Genomic DNA, 22,639 nt, shown 5'->3' on the forward strand with positions numbered 1-22,639 from the left:
AGTGAACGCGAGCGTTCACTAAGTGATTCGTGGGGGACACATAGTGACAACCTCTTCTCTGATCAAAGACCAGAAGCCGGGAGCGGCCCGCCGGGAGGGGCATCCCGGCATCGCACTCGCCGTCATCGCGGCCTGCCAACTCATGGTCGTACTCGACGCGACGATTGTGAACATCGCGCTCCCGCACATTCAGAACGCGCTCGAGTTCAGCACCACCGACCTCACCTGGGTGGTCAGCGCCTACACACTCACCTTCGGCGGCCTGCTCCTGCTCGGCGGCCGAGCCGGTGACATCCTCGGCAGGCGCCGGGTCTTCATGACCGGCATCCTGCTGTTCACCTTCGCCTCGCTGCTCGGCGGCTTCGCCCAGGAGCCCTGGCAGCTGCTGGCCGCGCGCGTGCTCCAGGGCATGGGAGGCGCGATCGCGTCGCCCACGTCGCTGGCCCTCATCACCACGACCTTCCCCGAGGGGCCGGAGCGCAACCGGGCCTTCGGCGTCTTCGCCGCCGTCTCCGCGGGCGGCGGGGCCATCGGGCTGCTGGCGGGCGGCATGCTCACCGAGTGGCTCGACTGGCGCTGGGTGCTCTTCGTCAACGTGCCGATCGGTGTGCTGATCGCCGTGCTCGCACCGCTCTACATCAGCGAGTCCGAACGGCACTCCGGCCGCTTCGACATAGCCGGTGCCGTGACGTCCACCGCCGGCATGGCCTCTCTCGTCTACGGCTTCATCCGGGCCGCGGACGAGGGCTGGCGGGACAACCTGACCATCGGCTCCTTCGCGGCCGCCGCGGTCCTGCTGCTGGCCTTCGTCCTGATCGAGCAGCGGGCCAAGGAACCGATCACGCCGCTGAAGATGTTCGCCGACCGCAACCGCTCCGGCACGTACGTGATCATGCTGAGCCTGGCCGCGGCGATGTTCGGCATGTTCTTCTACATCGTGCTGTTCGTGCAGAACGTGCTCGGCTACACCCCCATCGAGGCGGGCCTGGCCTTCCTTCCGGTCACGGTCGTGATCGCGCTCGGCGCCGGACTGTCGCAGCGGTTCCTTCCCGTCTTCGGCCCGAAGCCGTTCATGATCGCGGGTTCGACGCTCGCCGCCGTCGGACTCGGCTGGCAGGCCCTCATCAGCTCCGACAGCTCCTATGTCGGCGGCATCCTGGGGCCGATGCTGATCTTCGGCTTCGGCATGGGGCTGAACTTCGTGACGCTGACGCTGACCGCGGTCTCCGGGGTCGCCCAGCACGAGGCGGGTGCGGCGTCGGGGCTGCTCAACGCGATGCAGCAGGTGGGCGGATCGATCGGTCTCGCCATCCTGACCACGGTCTTCGGTACGGCCAGCAAGGACGAGGCGGAGAAACAGGTGACGGACTTCCTCACCAACGCCTCGCCCGAGCAGAAGGCGCACTTCGCCCAGACGCACCAGCTGCCCGCGCCCTGGTCGCACGACGTGCTGGCGCAGGGCATCTCGGCCGCCTTCATCCCGGCCGCCGCCATGGCCGTACTCGCCCTGGCCACGGCGTGGCTGGTGATCCGGGTACGCAAGAGCGACCTGGAGGCCCTGTCCGGCTCTGCGGGCCCCGGGGTGGGCTGACCACGCGGCACCGCGGCCCGGGCGGGCTGCGACGGGCGTCCCGCACGCCCACCGCAGCCCGCCCCGCCGGAGGACGGACAGGACCAGGGACAGCAGCGCGGCGCATGCCGACAACGCCTCCATGACCCACCCCCTCATGACCTTCCGGCCTGCCCGGGGCCGATGCCCCGCACAGCGATTGTCATGACAACGCGCAAGCGGTCACGCAGAGTTCCCGCCGCATACGGAGAGTTCGCACGGAACCGGTCAGGCGGACGCGGTCATCCAGGCGGGCAGCGCCTCGACCCGTGCCGCCCACTCGGCCGGGGGCGCCCCCGCCTTGCCGGCCGCGACCACCCCGCCCACGATGGCGCAGGTCGTGTCCACGTCACCGCCGACCTGGGCCGTCGTCCAGAACGCGGTCTCGTACTCCCCGAGGGCTCGGGCAGCGGACCAGAGGGCGAAGGGAACCGTGTCGTGCGCGGTCGTACGCCGGCCGCAGCCCAGGACCGCGGCGACCGTGGCCGCGTCGCCGTAGTCGAGCATGTCCCGGGCGCGGCGCAGTCCGGCGCCCACCGCACTCTTCGGCACCAGCGCGATCACCCCGTCGAGGAGCGCGTGCGCACCGGGTGGGCCGGCCGGGTCCGCGGCCAGCGCCGCGGCCGCCGCGACGGCCATGGCGCCGACCACCGCCTCACGGTGCTGATGCGTGGGGTAGGCCGAGATCTCCGCCTGGTGGGTCGCCTGTTCCGGATCGTCCGCGTACCAGGCGCCCAGCGGCGCGATGCGCATGGCGGCGCCGTTGCCCCAGGAGCCCTGGCCGTTGAACAGCGCGGCGGCCAGCTCGCGCCAGTCGCCGCCCTCCCGGACCAGCCGCAGCAGCCGGTTGACGGCGGGACCGTATCCCCGGTCGAAGTCGTGGTGCCGGGCGAAGGAGAGCGCCAGCGCGTCCTGGTCGATGCGGTGGTGGCCTGCCAGGACGGAGACCACGGAACAGGCCATCTCCGTGTCGTCCGTCCACTGCCAGGTGCCGGGCGGCAGCTCGCGGCGCCCCAGCAGCGGGTAGTTCGCGGGAACGAAGAACTGCGAGCCCAGCGCGTCCCCCACCGAAAGTCCGCGCAGGCTGGAAAGGGCGCGGTCCAGGCGCCCGTCAGAAGCTGAATGAAGGGTCATCGCCCCGCCACTCTATCCGGTGATCCCGTACGGTTCCGGATCTCGCCAGCGTTCGAACGGCCGGTCAAGTGCGTACTTGCCGTCCGCACCGAGAACGAGCATCCGCATCTCGGCGTTCCCCGGGTTGGACAGCGACTCGAACTCCGCGACCGTCCAGTGGAACCACCTCATGCAGAACAGCCGCATGGCGAGCCCGTGGGTCACCAGGAGGACGTTCGGCGGGTGGTCGGGGTCCTCGAAACTGCGGAACAGACTCTCCAGGAAGTTGCCGACGCGGTCGTACACGTCGGCGCCGGACTCGCCCTGGGCGAAGCGGTAGAAGAAGTGCCCGTAGGCGTCGCGGTAGGCCTTCTGCAGCCGCACGTCGTCGCGGTCCTGCCAGTTCCCCCAGTCCTGCTCGCGCAGCCGGGGCTCCTCGCGTATCCGTATGAGCTCCGGGTCGAGGCGGAAGGCGCGGAGTGTCTCGTGGGTGCGGCGGTACGGGGAGACGTACACGCTGATCCGCTCGTGGCCGAAGACCTCGCGCAGCCTCTTGCCGGTCTCCCCGGCCTGCGTCCGGCCCCGGTCGGTGAGGGCCAGCGCGTGGTCGGGTTCGCGCTCGTACACGGTGTCATCGACGTTGCCGGTCGACTCGCCGTGCCGGACAAGAACGATGCGCCGTGGTCGTGCCATGCCAGAACCCTAGATCGAGACGGCCGGAACCAAGCACTCGTACGGCCCCGTACGGCGTACGTCACACAGTCTCCACACCCGGGAGGCCGGGGGCGAGTGCGTGCGGGTCCGGGACCCCGGACGGTCCACTCAGACGGTCCAGGAGGGTTCCAGCTGCACGATGTCGCCCGTCAGGGCCGCGACGTCGGCCTCCGTCTGGGCGCGCAGGGCGAGCCGCTCCACCCGCTCGGTGCGGTACTTTCCGTGCTCGGCGGCCGACAGCCACATGGAGAGCACGAGGTACTCGTTGTACCCGTTTCCCGGTGCCTCGCCGAACAGCCCGCGGATCATTCCCGGCGAGCCGGCCATCGCCGGGTTCCAGACCTTCTCCTGCATGAGGACGTAGTGCTCGGCCCGCTCCTCGTGGACGCGGCACAGTGCCACCCGCAGCAGGTCGGCGTCGGTGAAGCGCGGCTCGAAGCCGGTCTTCACGTCGAACCGGTAGTCGAAGAGCCTGACCTGGGCGTCCTTGAAGGTGCCCACCTGGGCCGAGGCCAGCCGGTCGTGGGAGCGGGCCATGAAGGAGTCGTAGAAGGCACGGCTCTCCCAGAAGGCGAAGACGTGCGCCACGTCCGGCCGCGCCCGGCTCCAGCCACCCCCCTGTCCCCGAAAACCCGGCTCCCCCGGAAGCCCCGCCCACTTCCGCTGCCCCCGCTCGAAACCGCGGCGGTCCACCACGGTGCAGCGAATCCACTTGACCAGCACCGCGCCATGGTAAGGCCAGGGAACGTGGCACCGGTCACTCTCCGGAGGACCGCTTTCCCGCACCCCGGTCCCGGTGCGTGGCAGGATGGACAACCGGCCGTCACCGTCCGGCGGTTCGGAAGGCCGGGCAGGGCGGGGGACCTGGGAAGGGGAAGTCTGTGAACGGCCTCAGCAAGGGCATGCGCAAGGTCGAGGTCGCGCTGCGGTGGGACCCCAGTCCGGCCGGGCAGCCGGCCGCCGACCTGGATCTCGTCGCCGGGACCTATACGGCGGACGATCCGTACGGCACCCCGGCCTACGTGGTGCACTTCGACAGCCGCTCGCCCGACGGCACGATCTATCTCAACCGGGACAGCAAGGACGGCAAGGGCTTCGGGTTCGACGAGGTCATGACGCTGGAGCTGGAGCGCCTGGACGCCCGGTACACGCGCGTGGTGGTGGGCGTCGCCATACAGCAGCGTGCCGAGGACCGGACCTTCGCCGACGTGGTCAGTCCGGGCCTGCGCATCCGTGAGGGATACACGGATCTGGCCTCGGAGGATTTCGCGGGCGTCCGGAGCGCCACCGCGGCAACGGTGGCGGAGTTCGTCCGGGACGAGACGGGGGCGTGGGAGTTCCGGGCCTCGGTGCACGGCTTCGAGGGGGAGCCCTCGACGTTCACGCGTGTGATGGGCGCGGCACACCGACCCTGACGGCGCACGGAGGCGGAGGGGGCGCCCGCCAGGAGGGCGGGCGCCCTTGTTATTGGGGAGACGGCCGGCCGACGTTATTGGGGAGACGACCGGTCGACCTACTGGGGAGACGACCGGTCGGACGACTGGGGAGAGGGCCGGCCGGCGAACGCGGCCACTCGGCGGCCCCAGGCCGTCTCCACGAGCCAGAGGATCCCGGGATCCTTCGCCGCCAGGGCCTCCCTCGCGACCCCGCACCAGTCGTCCCGCGCCAGCAGGCTCAGGTAGCCGTCCCTGTGGTGTCGCCATCTCCGAGCGGGCCCGATGGAGCCTTCGTCGCCGTCCTCTCCCAGGTTGCCCGCCAGCGAGGCGGCGGTGCAGTAGCGGCCGGCGGACGGCTCCGTGCGGGTGAGGTGGCGCAGATGGGCGGCCATAACAGCCTCGGCGTGGGGGTAGCGCGACAGGGTCGCTCCCATGCCGCTGCTGCCGGTCGTCACCAGGAGGATCCGTCCGGCGTGGTCCATGATCTCGTCGTCCACGTGCGACGCGGTGGCCGCTTCGTGGAGGCCGGTGGTCCGGACGACGTCGCCGACGAAGTACGCGTTGAGGAAGTCGCCGTCGCACGCCCGGCGGAGGAGCCAGGGCCGGGTCACGGGATCGTCGAGTCGGCAGAGGGTGTGCACCGCGTAGACCCGTCCCCAGCCGGTGACCCGCTCGGCCAGCCAGGCAACGGCCTCGGCGCCCCCGGGCAGGCGTGCCAGGGCGTGTGCCGCGAGGGGGCCGAACCAGTCGGACAGCAGGCCGATCGTCTGGACCCTACGGATGTCGTCGGCCGTTCCCACGGCGGCGATCAGGGCCAGTCCCAGGGTGACCGAGCAGCGGTCGGTTCCGTGCCGGACCAGCCACCGGCCGGTCTCGCGAGCGCGGCGTCCGTCGGCCCGTTCGGCGGCGACGGTGATGTGTTCGTCGGGGTGGATCGGTATGTGGACGTCGTGGCAGACGGCGGCCAACTCGCCGGGAGAGGCCGAGCCGCGGGCGAAATGCGTGTCCAGGAGGAGCGCCACGCCCCGGCCGGCCGATCGCCCGCCCCCAGCCGCCTTCGGGCGTTGCCGACGACGGTGCGCGTCCTCGTCCGGACAGGGGCTCCCGCCGCGCCGGAGCGGCTGATCCGGGGTCTCGCGATGGAGCCGGAGTGCGTGGTCGAACAGTGAGGTCGTGGATCCGGGCGGTTGCGTCCCGGTCGTCCCGGTCGTCCCGCTCATCGGCGGACGGCGGACTCGATTCTCTTGATCATGGTCCGGAGCCTGTCACGAGAGCCGTCGGCGGACAACCCTGGTAAGCCGGTCTTCCCGCACATGCCGAAGAGGGCGCCGACCGTTGGTCGGCGCCCTCTTCGGCTGATCTCAGGGGCGCGTCAGCCCCGGTACCGCCCGCGTTTCAGCGGGCGGGCCCGGCTTCAGCTGCAACCGCTGGTCGAGCCGCAGCCCTCGCAGATGTAGCAGGATCCGGCGCGCTGCATCTTCGTGCCGCAGGAGAAGCACAGCGGGGCGTCGGCCTGGATGCCCAGCTGCATCTCCACCAGTTCGGCGCTGGTGTGCGCCTGCTGCGGTGCGGGCTTGGCGGCCTCGGCCTCGGCCTTCGGCGTGGCGACGGCGACCAGTTCCTGGGCGCGGGGCGCCGACTGGGCCAGGCCCTCGACGTCCAGCTCGTCGTCGGACGGCTCGTACGAGCCGGTCTCCAGGTGGCGCTGGCGCTCCTCGGCGGAGTGGATGCCGAGCGCGGAGCGCGTCTCGAAGGGCAGGAAGTCCAGCGCCAGGCGGCGGAAGATGTAGTCGACGATCGACTGCGCCATCCGCACGTCCGGGTCGTCCGTCATGCCGGCCGGCTCGAAGCGCATGTTGGTGAACTTCGAGACGTACGTCTCCAGCGGCACGCCGTACTGGAGGCCGACGGAGACCGCGATGGAGAAGGCGTCCATCATGCCCGCGAGGGTCGAGCCCTGCTTGGACATCTTCAGGAAGACCTCGCCGAGACCGTCGTCCGGGTAGGAGTTGGCGGTCATGTAGCCCTCGGCGCCGCCGACGGTGAAGGACGTGGTGATGCCGGGACGTCCCTTCGGGAGGCGCTTGCGGACCGGGCGGTACTCGACGACCTTCTCGACCGTCTCGCGGATGGCCGCCTCGGTCTTCTCGGTGATCTCCGCCTTCTCCGTGTCCTTGACCGACTTGGTCTTGGCGGAGAGGGGCTGGCCGACCTTGCAGTTGTCGCGGTAGATGGCGAGCGCCTTGACGCCCATCTTCCAGGCCTCGAAGTAGACCTCCTCGACGTCCTCGACGGTCGCCGACTCCGGCAGGTTGACCGTCTTGGACAGGGCGCCGGAGATCCACGGCTGGATGGCGGCCATCATGCGGACGTGGCCCATCGCGGAGATGGAGCGTTCGCCCATCGCGCAGTCGAACACCTCGTAGTGCTCGTGCGCGAGACCGGGGGCGTCGACCACGTTGCCGTTCTCGGCGATGTGGGCGACGATCGCCTCGATCTGCTCCTCCTGGTAGCCCAGGCGGCGCAGGGCCTGCGGGACGGTGCCGTTGACGATCTGCATCGAGCCGCCGCCGACCAGCTTCTTGAACTTGACCAGGGCGAGGTCGGGCTCGAGGCCGGTGGTGTCGCAGGACATCGCGAGACCGATGGTGCCGGTCGGGGCGATGACGGACGCCTGGGAGTTGCGGAAGCCGTTCTTCTCGCCGAGGCGGAGCACGTCCTGCCAGGCCTCGGTGGCTGCGGCCCAGACCGGCGTGTCCAGGTCGTCCATGCGGACGGCCTTGGCGTTCTCGTCCGAGTGCTGCTTCATGACCCGCAGGTGCGGCTTGGCGTTGCGCGCGTAGCCGTCGTACGGGCCGACGATCGCGGCGAGCTCGGCGGAGCGCCGGTACGACGTGCCGGTCATCAGGGAGGTGATGGCGCCGGCCAGGGCGCGGCCGCCGTCGGAGTCGTAGGCGTGGCCGGTCGCCATCAGCAGGGCGCCGAGGTTGGCGTAGCCGATGCCGAGCTGGCGGAAGGCGCGGGTGTTCTCGCCGATCTTCTGGGTCGGGAAGTCCGCGAAGCAGATGGAGATGTCCATCGCGGTGATGACCAGCTCGACGACCTTGGAGAAGCGCTCGGCGTCGAAGGACTGGTTGCCCTTGCCGTCGTCCTTCAGGAACTTCATCAGGTTCAGCGAGGCGAGGTTGCAGGACGTGTTGTCCAGGTGCATGTACTCGCTGCACGGGTTCGAGCCGTTGATGCGGCCGGACTCCGGGCAGGTGTGCCAGGCGTTGATGGTGTCGTCGTACTGGATGCCCGGGTCGGCACACGCCCACGCGGCCTCGGCCATCTTGCGGAAGAGCGCCTTGGCGTCGACCTCCTCGATGACCTCACCGGTCATGCGGGACGTCAGGCCGAACTTGCCGCCGTCCTGCACGGCCTTCATGAACGTGTCGTTCACGCGGACCGAGTTGTTGGCGTTCTGGTACTGGACGGACGTGATGTCGTCGCCGCCCAGGTCCATGTCGAAGCCCGCGTCGCGCAGGGCGCGGATCTTCTCCTCCTCCGAGACCTTGGTCTGGATGAAGTCCTCGATGTCGGGGTGGTCGACGTCGAGGATGACCATCTTGGCCGCGCGGCGGGTGGCGCCACCGGACTTGATGGTGCCGGCGGAGGCGTCGGCGCCACGCATGAAGGAGACCGGTCCCGAAGCGTTGCCGCCGGAGGAGAGCAGTTCCTTGGAGGAGCGGATCCGGGAGAGGTTCAGGCCGGCACCGGAGCCGCCCTTGAAGATCATGCCCTCTTCCTTGTACCAGTCGAGGATCGACTCCATGGAGTCGTCGACGGACAGGATGAAGCAGGCGGAGACCTGCTGCGGCTGGGGCGTGCCGACGTTGAACCACACCGGGCTGTTGAAGCTGAAGATCTGGTGCAGGAGGGCGTAGGCCAGCTCGTGCTCGAAGATCTCGGCGTCGGCGGGCGAGGCGAAGTACTTGTGGTCCTCGCCGGCCTTCCGGTACGTCTTCACGATGCGGTCGATGAGCTGCTTGAGGCTCACCTCGCGCTGCGGGGTGCCCACGGCCCCCCGGAAGTACTTGCTGGTGACGATGTTGACCGCGTTCACCGACCAGAACTCGGGGAACTCGACGCCACGCTGCTCGAAGTTGACCGAGCCGTCGCGCCAGTTGGTCATGACGACGTCACGACGCTCCCAGGCCACCTCGTCGTAGGGGTGGACGCCGGGAGTGGTGTGGACGCGCTCGACGCGGAGTCCCTTGCCCGCCTTGGTGCCCTTGGCGCGGGAACTCCGTGCCGGACCGCTCGCCGTCTCTGTCATGCCGCCTCCCTGTACGGGCGAAAACGCCCTGAAGTGCCCCGATTGTTCCCGTGGGCACGGTGTTCTGTCTGGTGTTGCGGGCATCACTCGCCGCGCCCGCAACAGGTCTCTGCTCGCCGCCGTCCGGCCGGGCCCCGGGCGCCGAAGTCCGGGTCCGGCCCGCCGGTCAGTCGGCGGCACCCGCGGGCTCGGGGACCTGTCCTGCCCCCGTGGACCCGCGGTCGTTCTCCTGGCTCCCCGCGCCGGTGCCGTCGCCCGGGGCGGGGTGCCCCGTCGTCTCCCTCAGTTCCGCGATCGCGGCCTCGAAGTCCTCGAGCGAGCCGAACGCCCGGTAGACCGAGGCGAATCGCAGATAGGCGACGAGGTCGAGTTCCTGCAAGGGTCCGAGGATGGCCAGCCCCACGTCGTGGGTGGTCAGCTCGGCGCTTCCGGTGGCCCGCACCGCCTCCTCGACCCGCTGGCCGAGCTGCGCGAGCGCGTCCTCGGTGACGGGCCGGCCCTGACAGGCCTTGCGCACCCCGTTGATCACCTTGGTACGGCTGAACGGTTCGGTGACCCCGGACCGCTTCACCACCATGAGCGAACACGTCTCCACGGTCGTGAACCGGCGGGAGCAGTCGGGGCACTGGCGGCGCCTGCGGATCGACGTGCCGTCGTCGGTCGTACGACTGTCGACGACACGGCTGTCGGGGTGCCTGCAGAAGGGGCAGTGCATGGTCTCCGAACCCTCCTCGCAGCAGACTCAACAGCCTCGAAAGAGCCTTCAGGCCCCTCGAAGCAGCCCCCAGCATAGGCGATCGCGGCGGGCTCGAAGACCCGGGGGACCACAACTTGTGGGCTGCTGATGCAATCCAACCACTAGATGTGGGGATTGGCTCATACATACACGCCCTGCACGCGTGTCGCGCCTGCGCGCACGCGCCCCGGGCCGCGAAGGACGCGCCATGCGGAGATACCGTGAGCGCCGCGGGGAGGGGACGTGGGACTACCGCAACAGATGGGAGACCCGCCCCGTCGAACGGAACGCCGGATGGCAGACTGGGGCGACATCCCGCAGGTTGTCACCACGGCGGTGAAGAGTACAGCAATAAGCCCTTTTGTCCGCCAGGCACCACGGTAGCTATACACCCAGACATGCAATACGGACGACAGATTCACGGTTTTTCACTCGAACGTGTGTTTGGCGCAACCTTTCGAAAGCTACTACCGTTGTGCAGCAGGGAGACCATCGAGAGGGGCCGACGTGACCACCACCGCCGACAGTGCCACCATCACTGCCCAGGAACGCCCCCAGGGCCGACCTGAGCCGGTACACGCGATGAGCGACGCCGCGAATCCCGAGGGGCACAAGCGCTCCCTGCCGGGGCGACCTCCCGGCATTCGGGCGGACAGCTCGGGGCTCACCGACCGCCAGCGCCGGGTGATCGAGGTCATCCGCGACTCGGTGCAGCGGCGCGGGTACCCGCCGTCGATGCGGGAGATCGGCCAGGCCGTCGGGCTCTCCAGCACCTCGTCCGTGGCGCACCAGCTGATGGCGCTGGAGCGCAAGGGCTTCCTCCGCCGGGACCCGCACCGCCCCCGCGCCTACGAGGTGCGCGGCTCCGACCAGGCCGCCTCGGTGCAGCCCACGGACACTGCCGGGAAGCCGGCCGCGTCGTACGTGCCGCTGGTCGGGCGCATCGCCGCCGGTGGTCCGATCCTCGCCGAGGAGTCCGTCGAGGACGTCTTCCCGCTCCCCCGGCAGCTGGTCGGCGACGGTGAGCTGTTCGTCCTGAAGGTCGTCGGCGACTCGATGATCGAGGCCGCGATCTGCGACGGCGACTGGGTCACGGTCCGTCGCCAGCCGGTCGCCGAGAACGGCGACATCGTGGCCGCCATGCTCGACGGCGAGGCCACCGTCAAGCGCTTCAAGCGCGAGGACGGCCACGTCTGGCTCCTCCCGCACAACTCGGCCTACGAGCCGATCCCCGGTGACGACGCGACCATCCTCGGCAAGGTGGTGGCCGTACTGCGTCGCGTCTGAGCGCCACGGCGGGCGGGTACGCGCGACAGCGCCCCGCCGACCAGACCGGGCCCCGGAACCTCTGCGCCGGTTCCGGGGCCCAGCGCTGTGCGGGACGGGCCGGCGCGCTCAGTCGTGGGTCTGCTCCGCGCCCTCGCCCGGCCCGGCGGCGGCGTCCTCGGTCTGCTTCGCCTTCGCGTCGATCGCGGCGAGGGACTTGCGGACCTGGTTGCGGTCCGTGGTGAACCAGAAGTCGGGCAGCGACGCCTTCAGATAGCTCCCGTACCGGGCCGTCGCCAGCCGCTGATCCAGGACGGCGACCACCCCGCGGTCACCCGACGCGCGGACCAGCCGGCCCGCGCCCTGCGCCATCAGGAGCGCGGCGTGGGTGGCGGCGACCGCCATGAAGCCGTTGCCCCCGGCCTCCTCCACCGCTTTCTGGCGGGCGCTCATCAGAGGGTCGTCCGGACGCGGGAACGGGATCTTGTCCATGACGACCAGCTGACAGCTCTGCCCGGGGACGTCCACGCCCTGCCACAGCGACAACGTGCCGAAGAGGCAGGTCCGCGGGTCGGCGGCGAAGTTCTTGATCAGCTCGCCGAGGGTCTCCTCGCCCTGGAGCAGGATCGGGTACTCCGGGATCCGCGAACGCAGCTCCTCGGCGGCCAGCTGGGCCGCGCGCATCGAGGAGAACAGCCCCAGTGTGCGGCCGCCCGCCGCCTGGATCAGCTCGGTCAGCTCGTCGAGCATGTCGCCGCGGTCGCCGTCCCGGGCGGGGCGCGCGAGATGCTTGGCGACGTAGAGGATGCCCTGCTTGCGGTAGTCGAAGGGCGAGCCGACGTCGACGCCCTTCCACTGGGGCACGTCGTCGCCCTCGGTGCCCTCGGGGGCGAGGCCCAGGGACGCCCCGACACCGTTGAAGTCGCCGCCCAGCTTCAGGGTCGCGGAGGTCAGGACCACGGAGCGGTCGGTGAAGAGCTTCTCGCGCAGCAGGCCAGAGACGGACATGGGCGCGACCCGCAGTGAGGCACCGAACCGGTCGTGCCGCTCGTACCAGACGACGTCCCACTCGGAACCGTTGGTGATCCGCTCCGCCACGTCGTGCACGGACTCCACCGAGGCCAGCGCCTGCTTGCGGACCGCGTCCTCGTCCTGCACGGACTTGTCCCGGGTGCTCCCGATGCCCGAGATGACCGTGCGGCAGGCGTCCCGCAGCGCCATCAGCGCGTAGCCCAGGTCCTCCGGGATCTCCTCGAGGCGGCCGGGCAGTGCCAGCTCCATCAGCCGCTCGAAGCCCTCGGCGGCGGTCTGGAGCTGGTCGGCCGACTTCTCGTTGACCAGCTTCGCGGCCCGGCGCACCGCGCGGTTGACCTGGCCGGGGGTCAGCTCCCCGGTGGCGACCCCGGTGACCCGGGAGACCAGCTCGTGCGCCTCGTCGACGATCAGCACCTCGTGCTGCGGCAGGACGGGCGCGCCCTCGATGGCGTCGATCGCGAGCAACGCGTGGTTGGTGACGACGACCTCGGAGAGCTTGGCGCGCTCGCGGGCCGTCTCCGCGAAGCACTCGGCGCCGTACGCGCACTTCGAGGCGCCCAGGCACTCCCGGGAGGACACCGACACCTGCGACCAGGCCCGGTCGGAGACGCCGGGCGTGAGGTCGTCGCGGTCGCCGGTCTCGGTCTCGTCCGCCCAGTCGCGCATCCGCAGCAGGTCCTGGCCCAGTCTGCTGGTGGGGGCGGCGGCCTCGAACTGGTCGAAGAGGCCCTCCTCCTCGTCCTGCGGAACGCCCTCGTGCAGCCGGTGCAGGCACAGGTAGTTCGACCTGCCCTTGAGCATCGCGAACTCGGGGCGCCGGCGCAGCTGCGGGTGGAGCGCGTCGACCGTGCGGGGCAGGTCCCGCTCGACCAGCTGACGCTGAAGGGCCAGGGTCGCCGTGGCCACGACCACGCGCTCCCCGTGAGCGAGCGCGGGCACCAGGTAACCGAGCGACTTTCCGGTGCCGGTGCCGGCCTGGACCAGCAGATGGGAGCCGCCGTCGATGGCTTCCTCGACGGCTTCGGCCATGGCCACCTGACCGGGGCGCTCCGTACCGCCGACGGCGGTGACGGCGGCGTGCAGGAGTTCGGGGAGTGAGGGCTTCGTCATAGCGCGACCACCCTACGGCCCGGGACTGACAAACGGGTCGGCAAGGCGGGTAGCAGGGGCGGGAGTGACGGTGGAGGCAGCGGGCGCAAAGGGGCTCCTGGGCGGCTGACCGGCGTAAAGGGACGGAAGGGGCGCCGGGCGCACGGCGCAGCCGGAGGCCGGAGGCGGACGGCGGACGGCGGACGGCGGAGGCGGACGGCGGAGGCGGACGGCGGAGGCGGACGGCGCATGCGGTGGACACCGCGCGTCATCGCGGCTCCCGCGCCGCCCGTTCGCGGACCATGAGCGCGGCGCGCTTGCCGGGCAGCTCCACCTCCGCCACCGGCCGGAATCCGGCGCCGAGGAACGCCGCGACGGACGGCCTGTTGCGGACGTCGGGCTCGGCGAGCACGCGGGTGCACGCGGGGCGCCCCGCGAGGACGAGGTCGGCGACGGTTCTGATCAGCGCGGTTCCGAGGCCCCGCCCGCGGTCGGCCTCGTCGCCGATCAGCAGGTGGACGCCGGTGTCGTGCGGCCGGACGGGGCAGTATCGGGCCAGCGGGTCGAGGTCGGCCCGATAGATCTCCCAGTAGCTCATCGGCACTCCGTCCAGCATCCCGACGCACGGGATGCTGCGTCCGTCCCCGGCCAGCTGGGCGCTCAGATGGTCCACGGTGACGCTCCCGGGTCCGGTCAGCTCCCAGTACGCGGCGACGGCGGGGTCGTTCATCCAGCGGGCGACGAGCGGGGCGTCCCGTTCGACGTCGACGGGCACCAGGTGGAACACGCCGACGGGGGTGGCGCTCGGCCCCCAGTCGGCGAGACGGTCGAGGAGGTCCTCGCGCGCGCGTGCCCCGGCCGCCCGCGCGCGGTCGTCCGACGCGCCACGGAAGAGGGCGACGAATTCCTCCGGCAGGTGCAGGTCCAGGGTGTCGTCGGCGCTCGCGTCGGTGGAATGCACAGTGTCGTCCTTCGTAAGGGCGGCCCGCTCAGGCGCGCAGGGGGTTGGCGATGGTGACGTAGACGGACTGGGTGTCCACCGGGCCGACGAGTTCGTCGAGGCCGTGCAGCCGGGTCAGCAGGTTCGCCTTGCAGCGCAGTGACGGCGAGTCGAGGAGGTAGGCGGGGAGCGGACCGCCCAGCGGGGCCGGGCCCGAGACCAGCCGGCCGAGGAACCGGCGGAAAGCCGCCAGCAGCGGTCCCTCGTCGGCGAGCCCCTGGGAGCCGAAGGCGCCCACGAGACCGAAGACGTTGTTGACGGCGAGGTAGTAGGCGAAGCGCTCGTCGGTGACGTCGTCGGCCACGAACGTGTCGCTGTGTGCACCGATGCCGGGCAGCCGGGCTTCGAGTTCCGTGCGCCGGGACTCGCGGAAGTAGTAGCCCTGGTTGTCGCGGTAGCGGCCGCCCGAGGGCCAGCCGTCCGCGTCCAGCAGGACGAGCGTGTTCTGCTGGTGCGCCTCCAGGGCGATCCCCGCGCGGGCGTCCAGCCACAGGACGGGACGCACGACGTGGTGGAGGTAGCGCAGGAACCACTCGACGGCGACGGCTGCGCGCGGCCGGCCGGTCCGCCCGGCGAGCCGGGTGACGAGTTCCGCCAGCCGGGAGCGTGCGCCGGCCCCGGACCCGTCCTGCCCGGTGGCCCCCTCCGTCGCCCGGGTACGCGGCCGCGGCGCGACGAGAGCGGCCACGCAGGACACGTCGTCCGAGGGCCGGAAGGGGTTGTGCCGGACGACGACGTCGAGCCCTCGCGCGGGTGTGCCGTCCGGTCGGTCGACGGCGATCCAGGCCGGGTCGCGGACGATGTCGAAGTCCGGGTGGGCCGCCTGCCACCGCCGGAACAGGCCGCGGCGCAACAGGCGGTGGACCTCGACGCCGCGGTGGAGTTCCTTGCGGAGGTTCTCCCGCCGGGAGTTGGTGATGTGCAGAGCCAGCGAGAGCTTGAGCATGGCGGGGGCGCCCGTCCGGTGGACGGTGCGCACGGAGGACGTGGGGTGCCAGGCCGGGCCCCGCGCGCCGAGGTCCCTGACCAGACCGCTGTCGAGCAGTGCGGTCAGGTCCGGCCGGTGCAGCAGCGCGCGGAACTGCCAGGGGTGCAGGGGCAGGAGGGCGTGTCCGTCCGGGGGCGCCGGCCCGTCCGCGGCGAGGCGGGCGGTGAGTTCGGTCGCCGGCAGCGGGCGCCCGCGCTCGGTCCAGGCCGAGTCGGTGGCGAGGACCGAGGGGGCGACGGCCAGCCAGTGCAGCGGGAAGGAGCCGCGCAGCTCCGGTGAGTACCGGTGGGTCTCCGCCTCGGTGAGGCCCTCACGGCTCTTAGGGGTGGGGTGCAGCGGGTGGCCGAGGAGAAGCGCCTGTTCGGCGGCGAGGAAGAGGTCGGGGGTGCCGGGGTTCCCGGAAGCGGCGTGGCGACCGGCCGGTCCGTCCGCGGGACGTTCCGCGCGGTCCCGGAGGAACACGGCGGTGCGGCGGACGGAGTCGGCGACGCGCGCGACGAGGTCGGGACCGTCGGGCCCCGGGGTGCCGGCCGTCTCGCGCACGAGCAGCGCGGCGAGCGTGACCGCGTCCACGGGAGGCGCCGAAGCGGGCGCACCGGCCAGCCGTGGGGGCCCGAAGCGGTGCCGTCCGGTCGGGGACCAGTAGAGGACGGGAACGGCCAGGGCGGTACCGCTGGCCGGGAGCGGGACCCTGAGGAGGCCGTCGTCGGGGGCGGGAGCGTCGGTCTCGCGGGCCCAGCAGCGGACCAGGTTCTCCGTGGCCGCGGCCTGTGCGGCGGCGTAGGGACCGAGACGGTCGAGCGGGTCGGCCGCCGAGGGTGCCACGGACAGCACGAGCAGCGGTGGGGGCGCGGGCGGAGACAGGAGTGGGGCGTCCGGGACGGTGCCCGCCCCTGGGGCCGGCCCGTGCCCGGCGGCCGGAGCGGGCGCGGGCTCCGCGGTGACCGGGCGCGCCGGGTCGGTCGGATCCCCGGGTGCGGAGACGGCCGCGGGGGCCGGTTCTGGTGCGGGGTCGGGGTGCAACGCGGGTCCTCCTGACGTGCTGTGTCCGGGCGGTGCGGCTCATCGCGGGGCGTGCTCCCCGCGTAACGCGGCGGGACCGCCCACGCGGTGGCGGTCCACCGCCCGCACGGCGTCGAAGAGCCGGTCCAGGACCGCCGACATCTGCTCCTCGGTGACGATGAGCGGGGGCAGCAGGCGTACGACGTCCGCGCGGGGCCCCGTGACGTCCACGATCAGGCCGCGGTGCAGGCACTCCCGACGGACGGCGGCGGCGAGTTCGGCGGCCGTCCCGTCCGGTGACACCAGTTCGACACCGGCCATCAGGCCTCGCCCGCGTACGTCGCCGACGCACGCGAACTCCCCGGCCAGGGCGCGCAGTCGGGTCAGCATCCGGTCGCCCAGTGCGGCGGCGTGTTCGGCGAGGCGCTGTTCGCGGACGTGGGCGAGGGTGGCGGCGCCCGCGGCCAGGGCGAGTTGGTTGCCGCGGAAGGCTCCGGCCCCGGTCGCGCCGGTGTGCGCCGCGGCCGGGACGCCCACGGTGCCCTTGCCTCCCGAGTCTCCCAAGTCGCCCGAGTCGTCCAGGTCGTCGCGGTGGACCACCGCGGCCAGCGGCAGGCTGCCGCCGACCGCCTTGGCGAGGATCAGTACGTCGGGTGTGACCCCGCTGTGTTCGAACGCCCAGTAGGCGCCGGTCCGGCCCACGCCCGTCTCGGTCTCGTCGACGACGAGCGGGACGCCCTGTCCGGCCGTGCGGGAGCGCAGGCGCCGGACCAGTGCGTCCGCCACCGGGAGCACCCCGGCCTCGCTCCGGACCGGCTCCAGGAGGAGTGCGGCGGGCCGGTCCCGCTCCGCCCCGCCGTCGCCGGGGAGCGGCTCGGGGGCGTCGGAGACGGCGATCACCCGTGACCGCCCGGTGGCGGCGCGGACCAGCGAGACGGCGGTGGCGACCGGATCGGTTCCGGTCGGGCCGCAGAACCGCACGCGCGCGTGGGCGGCGAGTCCGGGCGGCAGGGTGCGCAGCAGTTCGGTGACGAAGGCGTCCTCGACCGGCGTGGTGAGGTCCATGACGTGCAAGGGGGCGCCGGAGTCGAGGACCGCGCGGATCGCCTCCAGGACGACGGGGTGGTTGTGGCCGAGGGCCAGGGTTCCCGCGCCGGAGACGCAGTCCAGGTAACGGCGGCCGTCGGCGCCCTCGATGGTGAGCCCCCGGGCCCGCACCGGTACGACCGGCAGTGCGCGCGCGTAGGTGCGCGCGGCCGGTTCACGCGCCGGCTGTCGCCTCGAAGCGCCCCCCTGCACGGCACTGTCCCGCACGGCACTGTCCCGCACGACGCCCTCCCGCACGACGCCCTCCCGCACGATTCCCCCGTGCACGGCACCCGCCACGTCCTGTCGACCTCCCGCTGTCCGGACGCGGCGGCGTGCCGGGCGCTCCCGGCCAGGGGGACCGCGTCCGGACAGCAGGCCCCCCACCGCTACCAACCGAGGACCGCTCACGGGGTTACGGCCTTGCCCGAAGATCGTTGCCGGGGCGGGGACTTCGCGGTCCGCTCCGGCGGGGCGGACCGGCCGCACGGTCCGGCGGGACGTCGTGTGCCAGGTCAGACGGCTGTGTCCGAACCGTTGCCGTTCTGTCGGAACTCCCCCACAGCCACCGCATAGTGTGTGATGCCGTTCCCGGTCGCCGTCGCTCGGCGGTCCGGCCACGGCAGCACCACGTTCGTTCACAGCAGGGGGAGTCAACACCATGCGATCCATACGGCCGTCGTTCACCATGCGCGGGCACCGGCGCGGAAGGCGCGGAACCTCGTCGGCGGCCGCCGCCGTGGCGCTCGTCTCGGCGCTCGCACTCACCGCCACGGCGTGCGAGGACGGCGACCCCGAGGCGGCCGGCGACGCCTCGGCCTCCGCGTCCGCCGCCGACGACGCCAACGGCGGCATCCGGATCCCGGACCACATCAAGGACAAGCTCAAAGAGCACGGGATCGACGTCGACGACTGGAAGAACGGCGCCTGGAAGAACTGGAACAAGGACGACTGGCTGCGCGAGGCGCAGGACTTCGTCAACCCGATCATCGAGGACCTGTGGGACCCGGACCGGATGCGGGACGCCGAGGAACCGGACCAGGAGGTCGACGAGAACGACATCTCCGGCGACCAGGGCGTCACCGACCCGGAGCCCGCGCCCGTCGAGGCGGAGGCCGTACCGGCCAAGTACCACGACAACGCCGCCACGGCCGGCAAGCTGCTCTTCGACTCCCCCAAGGGCTCGATGGTGTGCTCGGCGACGGTCGTGAAGGACCCCGCCCATCCCGGCAAGTCCAACATGGTCTGGACGGCCGGTCACTGCGTGCACGCCGGCAAGAGCGGCGGCTGGTACCGCAACATCGCCTTCGTGCCGTCGTACAACGACGCGGACATGTCGGTCGAGGAGTTGCAGAACGCCACCAAGGAGGAGGTCGCTCCCTACGGCGTCTGGTGGGGCGACTGGGCGCAGACCTCTGACCAGTGGATCGAGCAGGGCGGTGCGACCGGCGGTCAGGGCGCCTCGTACGACTTCGCGGTGATCCATGTGACGCCGGAGAAGGGCAGCGGCGGCAAGTCGCTGGAGGAGACGGTCGGCGCCGCGCTGCCGGTGGACTTCGACGCTCCCGCGGTGCCGGAGATCGAGAGCATGAAGGCGATCGGCTACCCGGCCGCGCCGCCGTACGACGGTCAGAAGCTGTACCAGTGCCAGGACAAGCCCGGTCGGCTGTCGATCAACGCCTCCGACCCGACGATGTACCGCATCGGCTGCACCATGACCGGCGGTTCGTCCGGCGGCGGCTGGGTCGCGGCCGGCTCCGACGGCAAGCCCGCGCTGGTCTCCAACACCTCGATCGGCCCGGTGACGGCCGGCTGGCTGGCCGGTCCGCGCCTGGGCGAGGAGGCCAAGGGCGTGTTCGACGCGGTGAGCGGCAAGTTCGCCAAGTAGCTGCCTGACGCGTCAGGCAGCGGCCTGACGCTTCACGGCACCCGAAAGCGGTGACCGCGCGACGGCCGAGGGCCCGCCCCCGACAGGGGAGGCGGGCCCTCGGCCGTCGCGCTACGCGTTCAGGCGAGCGGTGCCGGAACGTACGGCGTCAGCTCCGCCGCCAGTTCCTCGTGCACCCGCACCTTGAGCAGGGTGCCCTCCGGGGTGTGCTCCTCGGAGATCACCTCGCCCTCGTCGTGGGCGCGGGCCACCAGCTTGCCGTGGGTGTACGGCACGAGTGCCTCGATCTCGACCGAGGGACGCGGCAGCTCGTTGTCGATGAGCGCGAGCAGCTGGTCGATGTTCCGACCGGTGCGCGCCGAGACGGCGATGGCCCGCTTCTCGACCCGCAGCAGCCGCTGGAGCACCAGCGGGTCGGCCATGTCGGCCTTGTTGACCACGACGATCTCGGGTACGCCGGTGGCGCCGACGTCCCTGATCACCTCGCGCACGGCGGCCAGCTGCTCCTCCGGGGCGGGGTGCGAACCGTCGACCACGTGCAGGATCAGGTCGGAGTCGCCGACCTCCTCCATGGTGGAGCGGAACGCCTCGACCAGGTGGTGCGGCAGGTGCCGGACGAAGCCGACGGTGTCCGCCAGGGTGTACAGCCGCCCGCTGGGGGTCTCGGCCCGGCGCACGGTCGGGTCGAGGGTCGCGAACAGGGCGTTCTCGACCAGTACGCCCGCGCCCGTGAGGCGGTTGAGCAGCGAGGACTTGCCGGCGTTGGTGTAGCCCGCGATGGCGACCGAGGGCACCTTGTGGCGCTTGCGCTCCTGGCGCTTGATCTCGCGGCCGGTCTTCATCTCCGCGATCTCACGGCGCATCTTCGCCATCTTCTCGCGGATCCGCCGCCGGTCCGTCTCGATCTTGGTCTCACCGGGACCGCGGGTGGCGAGACCGCCGCCCTTGCCGCCGCCCATCTGCCGGGACAGCGACTGGCCCCAGCCGCGCAGCCTCGGCAGCATGTACTGCATCTGCGCGAGCGCCACCTGCGCCTTGCCCTCCCGGGACTTGGCGTGCTGGGCGAAGATGTCCAGGATCAGGGCCGTACGGTCGATGACCTTGACCTTGACGACGTCCTCGAGGTGGATCAGCTGCCCCGGGCTCAGCTCACCGTCGCAGATGACGGTGTCCGCGCCCGTGTCGAGGACGACGTCCCGCAGCTCCTCGGCCTTGCCGGAGCCGATGTAGGTGGCCGCGTCGGGCTTGTCGCGGCGCTGGACGACGCCGTCGAGCACGAGGGCGCCCGCCGTCTCCGCGAGGGCGGCCAGCTCGGCCAGCGAGTTCTCCGCGTCCTGCACGGTGCCCGAGGTCCACACGCCGACGAGGACGACCCGCTCCAGGCGGAGCTGGCGGTACTCGACCTCGGTGACGTCCTCGAGCTCGGTGGAGAGGCCCGCCACACGGCGCAGGGCCGCGCGGTCGGAGCGGTCGAACTGCTCGCCGTCCCACTGCGAGTCGTTTCCGTGGCTCCAGGCGACGTCCTCTTCCATCAGGGCATCGGCCCGGAGGCCCTCGGGATAGGTCTGCTCGAGACGCTTGGTGTCCTGGGAGGGGGAAGAAGAGGAGGTCATTGGATCCTTACGCAGCAGGGAAACGGTGGGCGCGGCACATTCGCCGCGACATGAAGTACAACGTGCGGACCGCCGGGGAGATTCCCGCGGCCCGTGCCGCGCCGTCCCGATGATGGTCGCACGGCACGGGCCGTCTCGTCACCGGCTTATTCCCCGTGTGCCTTCCCCGACGCCTGGGCGGGTGTCTTTCCGGCGGCCTTCCCGACGGGGGTCTGCTTCCAGTCCGGGTGGCCGGGCATTGGCGGGGTCTTCTCCCCGTACAGCCAGGCCTGGAAGAAGGCGCCGAGGTCGCGGCCGGAGATCTCGGCGGCCAGCCGGACGAAGTCGGCGGTCGTCGCCGTGCCGTCCTGGTTGCGGGCGACCCACGCGCGCTCGAGGCGTGCGAAGGCGGCGTGGCCGATCTCCTGGCGCAGGGCGTAGAGCACGAGCGCGGCGCCGTCGTACACGTTGGAGCGGAAGATCCCGATCTTGCTGCCGTTCTTCGGGGGCTTCGGCGCGGCGGGCGGTCCGCCCGCGGTGCGCCAGCGGTCGGAGGCCCCGTAGGCGGCCTTCATGCGCTCCGCCACGGGTCTGTCGGCGGTCTCCTCGGCGTACAGGGCCTCGTACCAGGTGGCGTGTCCCTCGTTGAGCCACAGGTCGGACCAGGTGGCCGGGCTGACGCTGTTGCCGAACCACGAGTGGGCCAGCTCGTGCACCATGATCGACTCGACGTACCACTTCGGGTAGGCCGGCTCGGTGAACAGCTCCCGCTCGAAGAGGGTGAGCGTCTGGGTCTCGAGTTCGAAGCCGGTGGTGGCGTCGGCCATCAGCAGGCCGTAGGTCTCGAAGGGGTAGCGTCCGACCTTCTCCTCCATCCACGCGATCTGACCGGGTGTCTTCGCCAGCCACGGTTCGAGCGCCGCGCGGTGCTTCGTCGGCACGACGTCCCGGACGGGCAGTCCGTGCGGGCCCGCCCGGTGCAGCACCGTGGAGCGGCCGATGGACACCTGGGCCAGCTCGGTGGCCATGGGGTGTTCGCCGCGGTAGGTCCAGGTGGTCGAGCCGCCGGTGCGGTCCACGCCGGCCGGCAGGCCGTTGGCGACGGCCGTGAGCCCGTCGGGGGCGGTGATGCGGAAGGTGAACCGCGCCTTGTCGGAGGGGTGGTCGTTGCAGGGGAACACCAGGTGGGCGACGTCCGCCTGGTTGGCCATGGCGAGTCCGTCGGCGGTGCGCACCCAGCCGCCCGGGCGGTCCTCGGAGTACACGGGGTCGCTGCTGTGCCGCACGGTGATCCGCGTGCGTTCACCCTCGTCCAGCTCGTCCTCGGGCGTGACGACCAGGTCCTCACCGGCGGTGGCGAACCGGGCGGGCTCCCCGTCGACCTCGACGGAGTCGACCTTCCCGTGGGCGAAGTCGAGGTTGATCCGGTCCAGGTCGGCGGTCGTCCGGGCGTCGATGGTGGTGACGGCCTTCAGGGGCTTGCTGTTGTCGCCGGAGTAGGTGAAGGCGAGGTCGTACGCCGTCACGTCGTAGCCGGGGTTGCCCAGCTGCGGGAAGAGGCGGTCGCCGACGCCCAGCGGGGTCGGCGGTGCGCTCGCGGCGACCAGGCAGACGGAGACGGCGGAGGCGAGGAGCGCCGCGGCCCTGAGCCGGCGCCGGGAGCGTGCGCGGGGTCGCGGAGTCGGGGGGTGAGGGGTGTGCAGCATCCCTCACGGCTATCAGCGCGCGCGTGCCCCGCGGCGACGGCGCGCGCCCGGGGCACCCGAA

At 71.7% G+C, this 22,639-nt stretch carries 16 protein-coding genes; 4 read left to right on the forward strand and 12 right to left on the reverse strand.

The genetic code is table 11. The features are described from left to right. Positions 1–43: 43 nt before the first annotated feature. Positions 44–1,591, forward strand: coding sequence for an MFS transporter (locus OHA99_RS08960; RefSeq protein ID WP_405695146.1), 1,548 nt, complete (start codon positions 44–46; stop codon positions 1,589–1,591). Between the two features lie 246 nt (positions 1,592–1,837). On the opposite strand, the gene OHA99_RS08965 is transcribed toward OHA99_RS08960, so the two are convergent. The 3 genes from OHA99_RS08965 to OHA99_RS08975 form a co-directional block, all read right to left on the reverse strand. Continuing rightward, positions 1,838–2,743: an ADP-ribosylglycohydrolase family protein gene (locus OHA99_RS08965; RefSeq protein ID WP_153177610.1), complete on the reverse strand. Its 906-nt coding sequence runs from the start codon at positions 2,741–2,743 to the stop codon at positions 1,838–1,840. Between the two features lie 12 nt (positions 2,744–2,755). Then, the gene (locus OHA99_RS08970; RefSeq protein ID WP_153177611.1) at positions 2,756–3,415 is read right to left on the reverse strand and encodes a histidine phosphatase family protein; all 660 of its coding nucleotides are present in this window, start codon (positions 3,413–3,415) and stop codon (positions 2,756–2,758) included. A 129-nt stretch (positions 3,416–3,544) separates the two neighbouring features. Then, a complete protein-coding gene (locus OHA99_RS08975; protein WP_153177612.1) occupies positions 3,545–4,159 on the reverse strand; it encodes a YdbC family protein in 615 nt (204 codons plus the stop codon). Between the two features lie 158 nt (positions 4,160–4,317). On the opposite strand from OHA99_RS08975, the gene OHA99_RS08980 reads away from it, so the two are divergent. Further along, positions 4,318–4,851, forward strand: coding sequence for a TerD family protein (locus OHA99_RS08980; RefSeq protein WP_165684620.1), 534 nt, complete (start codon positions 4,318–4,320; stop codon positions 4,849–4,851). A gap of 98 nt (positions 4,852–4,949) precedes the next feature. Here the strand turns inward: OHA99_RS08980 and OHA99_RS08985 are convergent, their stop codons facing one another. The 3 genes from OHA99_RS08985 to nrdR all read right to left on the reverse strand — a co-directional run bounded on the left by OHA99_RS08985 (position 4,950) and on the right by nrdR (position 9,905). After that, positions 4,950–5,894: a hypothetical protein gene (locus OHA99_RS08985; protein WP_405695149.1), complete on the reverse strand. Its 945-nt coding sequence runs from the start codon at positions 5,892–5,894 to the stop codon at positions 4,950–4,952. Positions 5,895–6,286: 392 nt separating this feature from the next. Further along, complete coding sequence (locus OHA99_RS08990) at positions 6,287–9,190, reverse strand: vitamin B12-dependent ribonucleotide reductase (protein WP_164382980.1); 2,904 nt, start codon at positions 9,188–9,190, stop codon at positions 6,287–6,289. A gap of 166 nt (positions 9,191–9,356) precedes the next feature. Then, positions 9,357–9,905, reverse strand: coding sequence for a transcriptional regulator NrdR (gene nrdR / locus OHA99_RS08995; RefSeq protein WP_153177615.1), 549 nt, complete (start codon positions 9,903–9,905; stop codon positions 9,357–9,359). A gap of 528 nt (positions 9,906–10,433) precedes the next feature. Here nrdR and lexA point away from each other — a divergent pair. Beyond that, entirely contained in the window at positions 10,434–11,213 is a 780-nt protein-coding gene (gene lexA / locus OHA99_RS09000; protein WP_003973219.1) for a transcriptional repressor LexA, read from the forward strand. Positions 11,214–11,321: 108 nt separating this feature from the next. Here the strand turns inward: lexA and OHA99_RS09005 are convergent, their stop codons facing one another. The 4 genes from OHA99_RS09005 to OHA99_RS09020 form a co-directional block, all read right to left on the reverse strand. Continuing rightward, the gene (locus OHA99_RS09005) at positions 11,322–13,337 is read right to left on the reverse strand and encodes an ATP-dependent DNA helicase (protein ID WP_405695152.1); all 2,016 of its coding nucleotides are present in this window, start codon (positions 13,335–13,337) and stop codon (positions 11,322–11,324) included. A 247-nt stretch (positions 13,338–13,584) separates the two neighbouring features. After that, positions 13,585–14,277, reverse strand: a complete 693-nt coding sequence (locus OHA99_RS09010) for a GNAT family N-acetyltransferase (RefSeq protein WP_381503092.1) — start codon at positions 14,275–14,277, stop codon at positions 13,585–13,587. 28 nt (positions 14,278–14,305) lie between these two features. After that, complete coding sequence (locus OHA99_RS09015) at positions 14,306–16,327, reverse strand: IucA/IucC family protein (protein WP_405695154.1); 2,022 nt, start codon at positions 16,325–16,327, stop codon at positions 14,306–14,308. Positions 16,328–16,366: 39 nt separating this feature from the next. Beyond that, a complete protein-coding gene (locus OHA99_RS09020) occupies positions 16,367–17,680 on the reverse strand; it encodes an aminotransferase class III-fold pyridoxal phosphate-dependent enzyme (RefSeq protein ID WP_405695156.1) in 1,314 nt (437 codons plus the stop codon). A gap of 373 nt (positions 17,681–18,053) precedes the next feature. Between OHA99_RS09020 and OHA99_RS09025 the strand changes: the two genes are divergently transcribed. After that, a complete protein-coding gene (locus OHA99_RS09025; protein WP_366473336.1) occupies positions 18,054–19,280 on the forward strand; it encodes a hypothetical protein in 1,227 nt (408 codons plus the stop codon). Positions 19,281–19,399: 119 nt separating this feature from the next. Here OHA99_RS09025 and hflX read toward each other — a convergent pair whose 3' ends face one another. Both hflX and OHA99_RS09035 read right to left on the reverse strand, forming a co-directional pair. Further along, entirely contained in the window at positions 19,400–20,893 is a 1,494-nt protein-coding gene (gene hflX, locus OHA99_RS09030; protein WP_153177621.1) for a GTPase HflX, read from the reverse strand. A gap of 146 nt (positions 20,894–21,039) precedes the next feature. Further along, positions 21,040–22,578 (reverse strand): M1 family metallopeptidase, encoded by a 1,539-nt coding sequence (locus OHA99_RS09035; protein ID WP_405695158.1) that lies wholly within the window; start codon positions 22,576–22,578, stop codon positions 21,040–21,042. Positions 22,579–22,639 lie beyond the last annotated feature (61 nt).

It is taken from the genome of Streptomyces coelicoflavus, assembly GCF_045041415.1.
Taxonomy (GTDB): domain Bacteria; phylum Actinomycetota; class Actinomycetes; order Streptomycetales; family Streptomycetaceae; genus Streptomyces; species Streptomyces coelicoflavus.

Bases quoted from the DNA above. Each gene is read 5' to 3' on its own strand.
- OHA99_RS08965 (WP_153177610.1), bottom strand. From the start codon at position 2,743: ATGACCCTTCATTCAGCTTCTGACGGGCGCCTGGACCGCGCCCTTTCC.
- OHA99_RS08970 (WP_153177611.1), bottom strand. From the start codon at position 3,415: ATGGCACGACCACGGCGCATCGTTCTTGTCCGGCACGGCGAGTCGACC.
- OHA99_RS08990 (WP_164382980.1), bottom strand. From the start codon at position 9,190: ATGACAGAGACGGCGAGCGGTCCGGCACGGAGTTCCCGCGCCAAGGGC.
- nrdR (WP_153177615.1), bottom strand. From the start codon at position 9,905: ATGCACTGCCCCTTCTGCAGGCACCCCGACAGCCGTGTCGTCGACAGT.
- OHA99_RS09005 (WP_405695152.1), bottom strand. From the start codon at position 13,337: ATGACGAAGCCCTCACTCCCCGAACTCCTGCACGCCGCCGTCACCGCC.
- OHA99_RS09025 (WP_366473336.1), top strand. From the start codon at position 18,054: ATGCGATCCATACGGCCGTCGTTCACCATGCGCGGGCACCGGCGCGGA.
- hflX (WP_153177621.1), bottom strand. From the start codon at position 20,893: ATGACCTCCTCTTCTTCCCCCTCCCAGGACACCAAGCGTCTCGAGCAG.
- OHA99_RS09035 (WP_405695158.1), bottom strand. From the start codon at position 22,578: ATGCTGCACACCCCTCACCCCCCGACTCCGCGACCCCGCGCACGCTCC.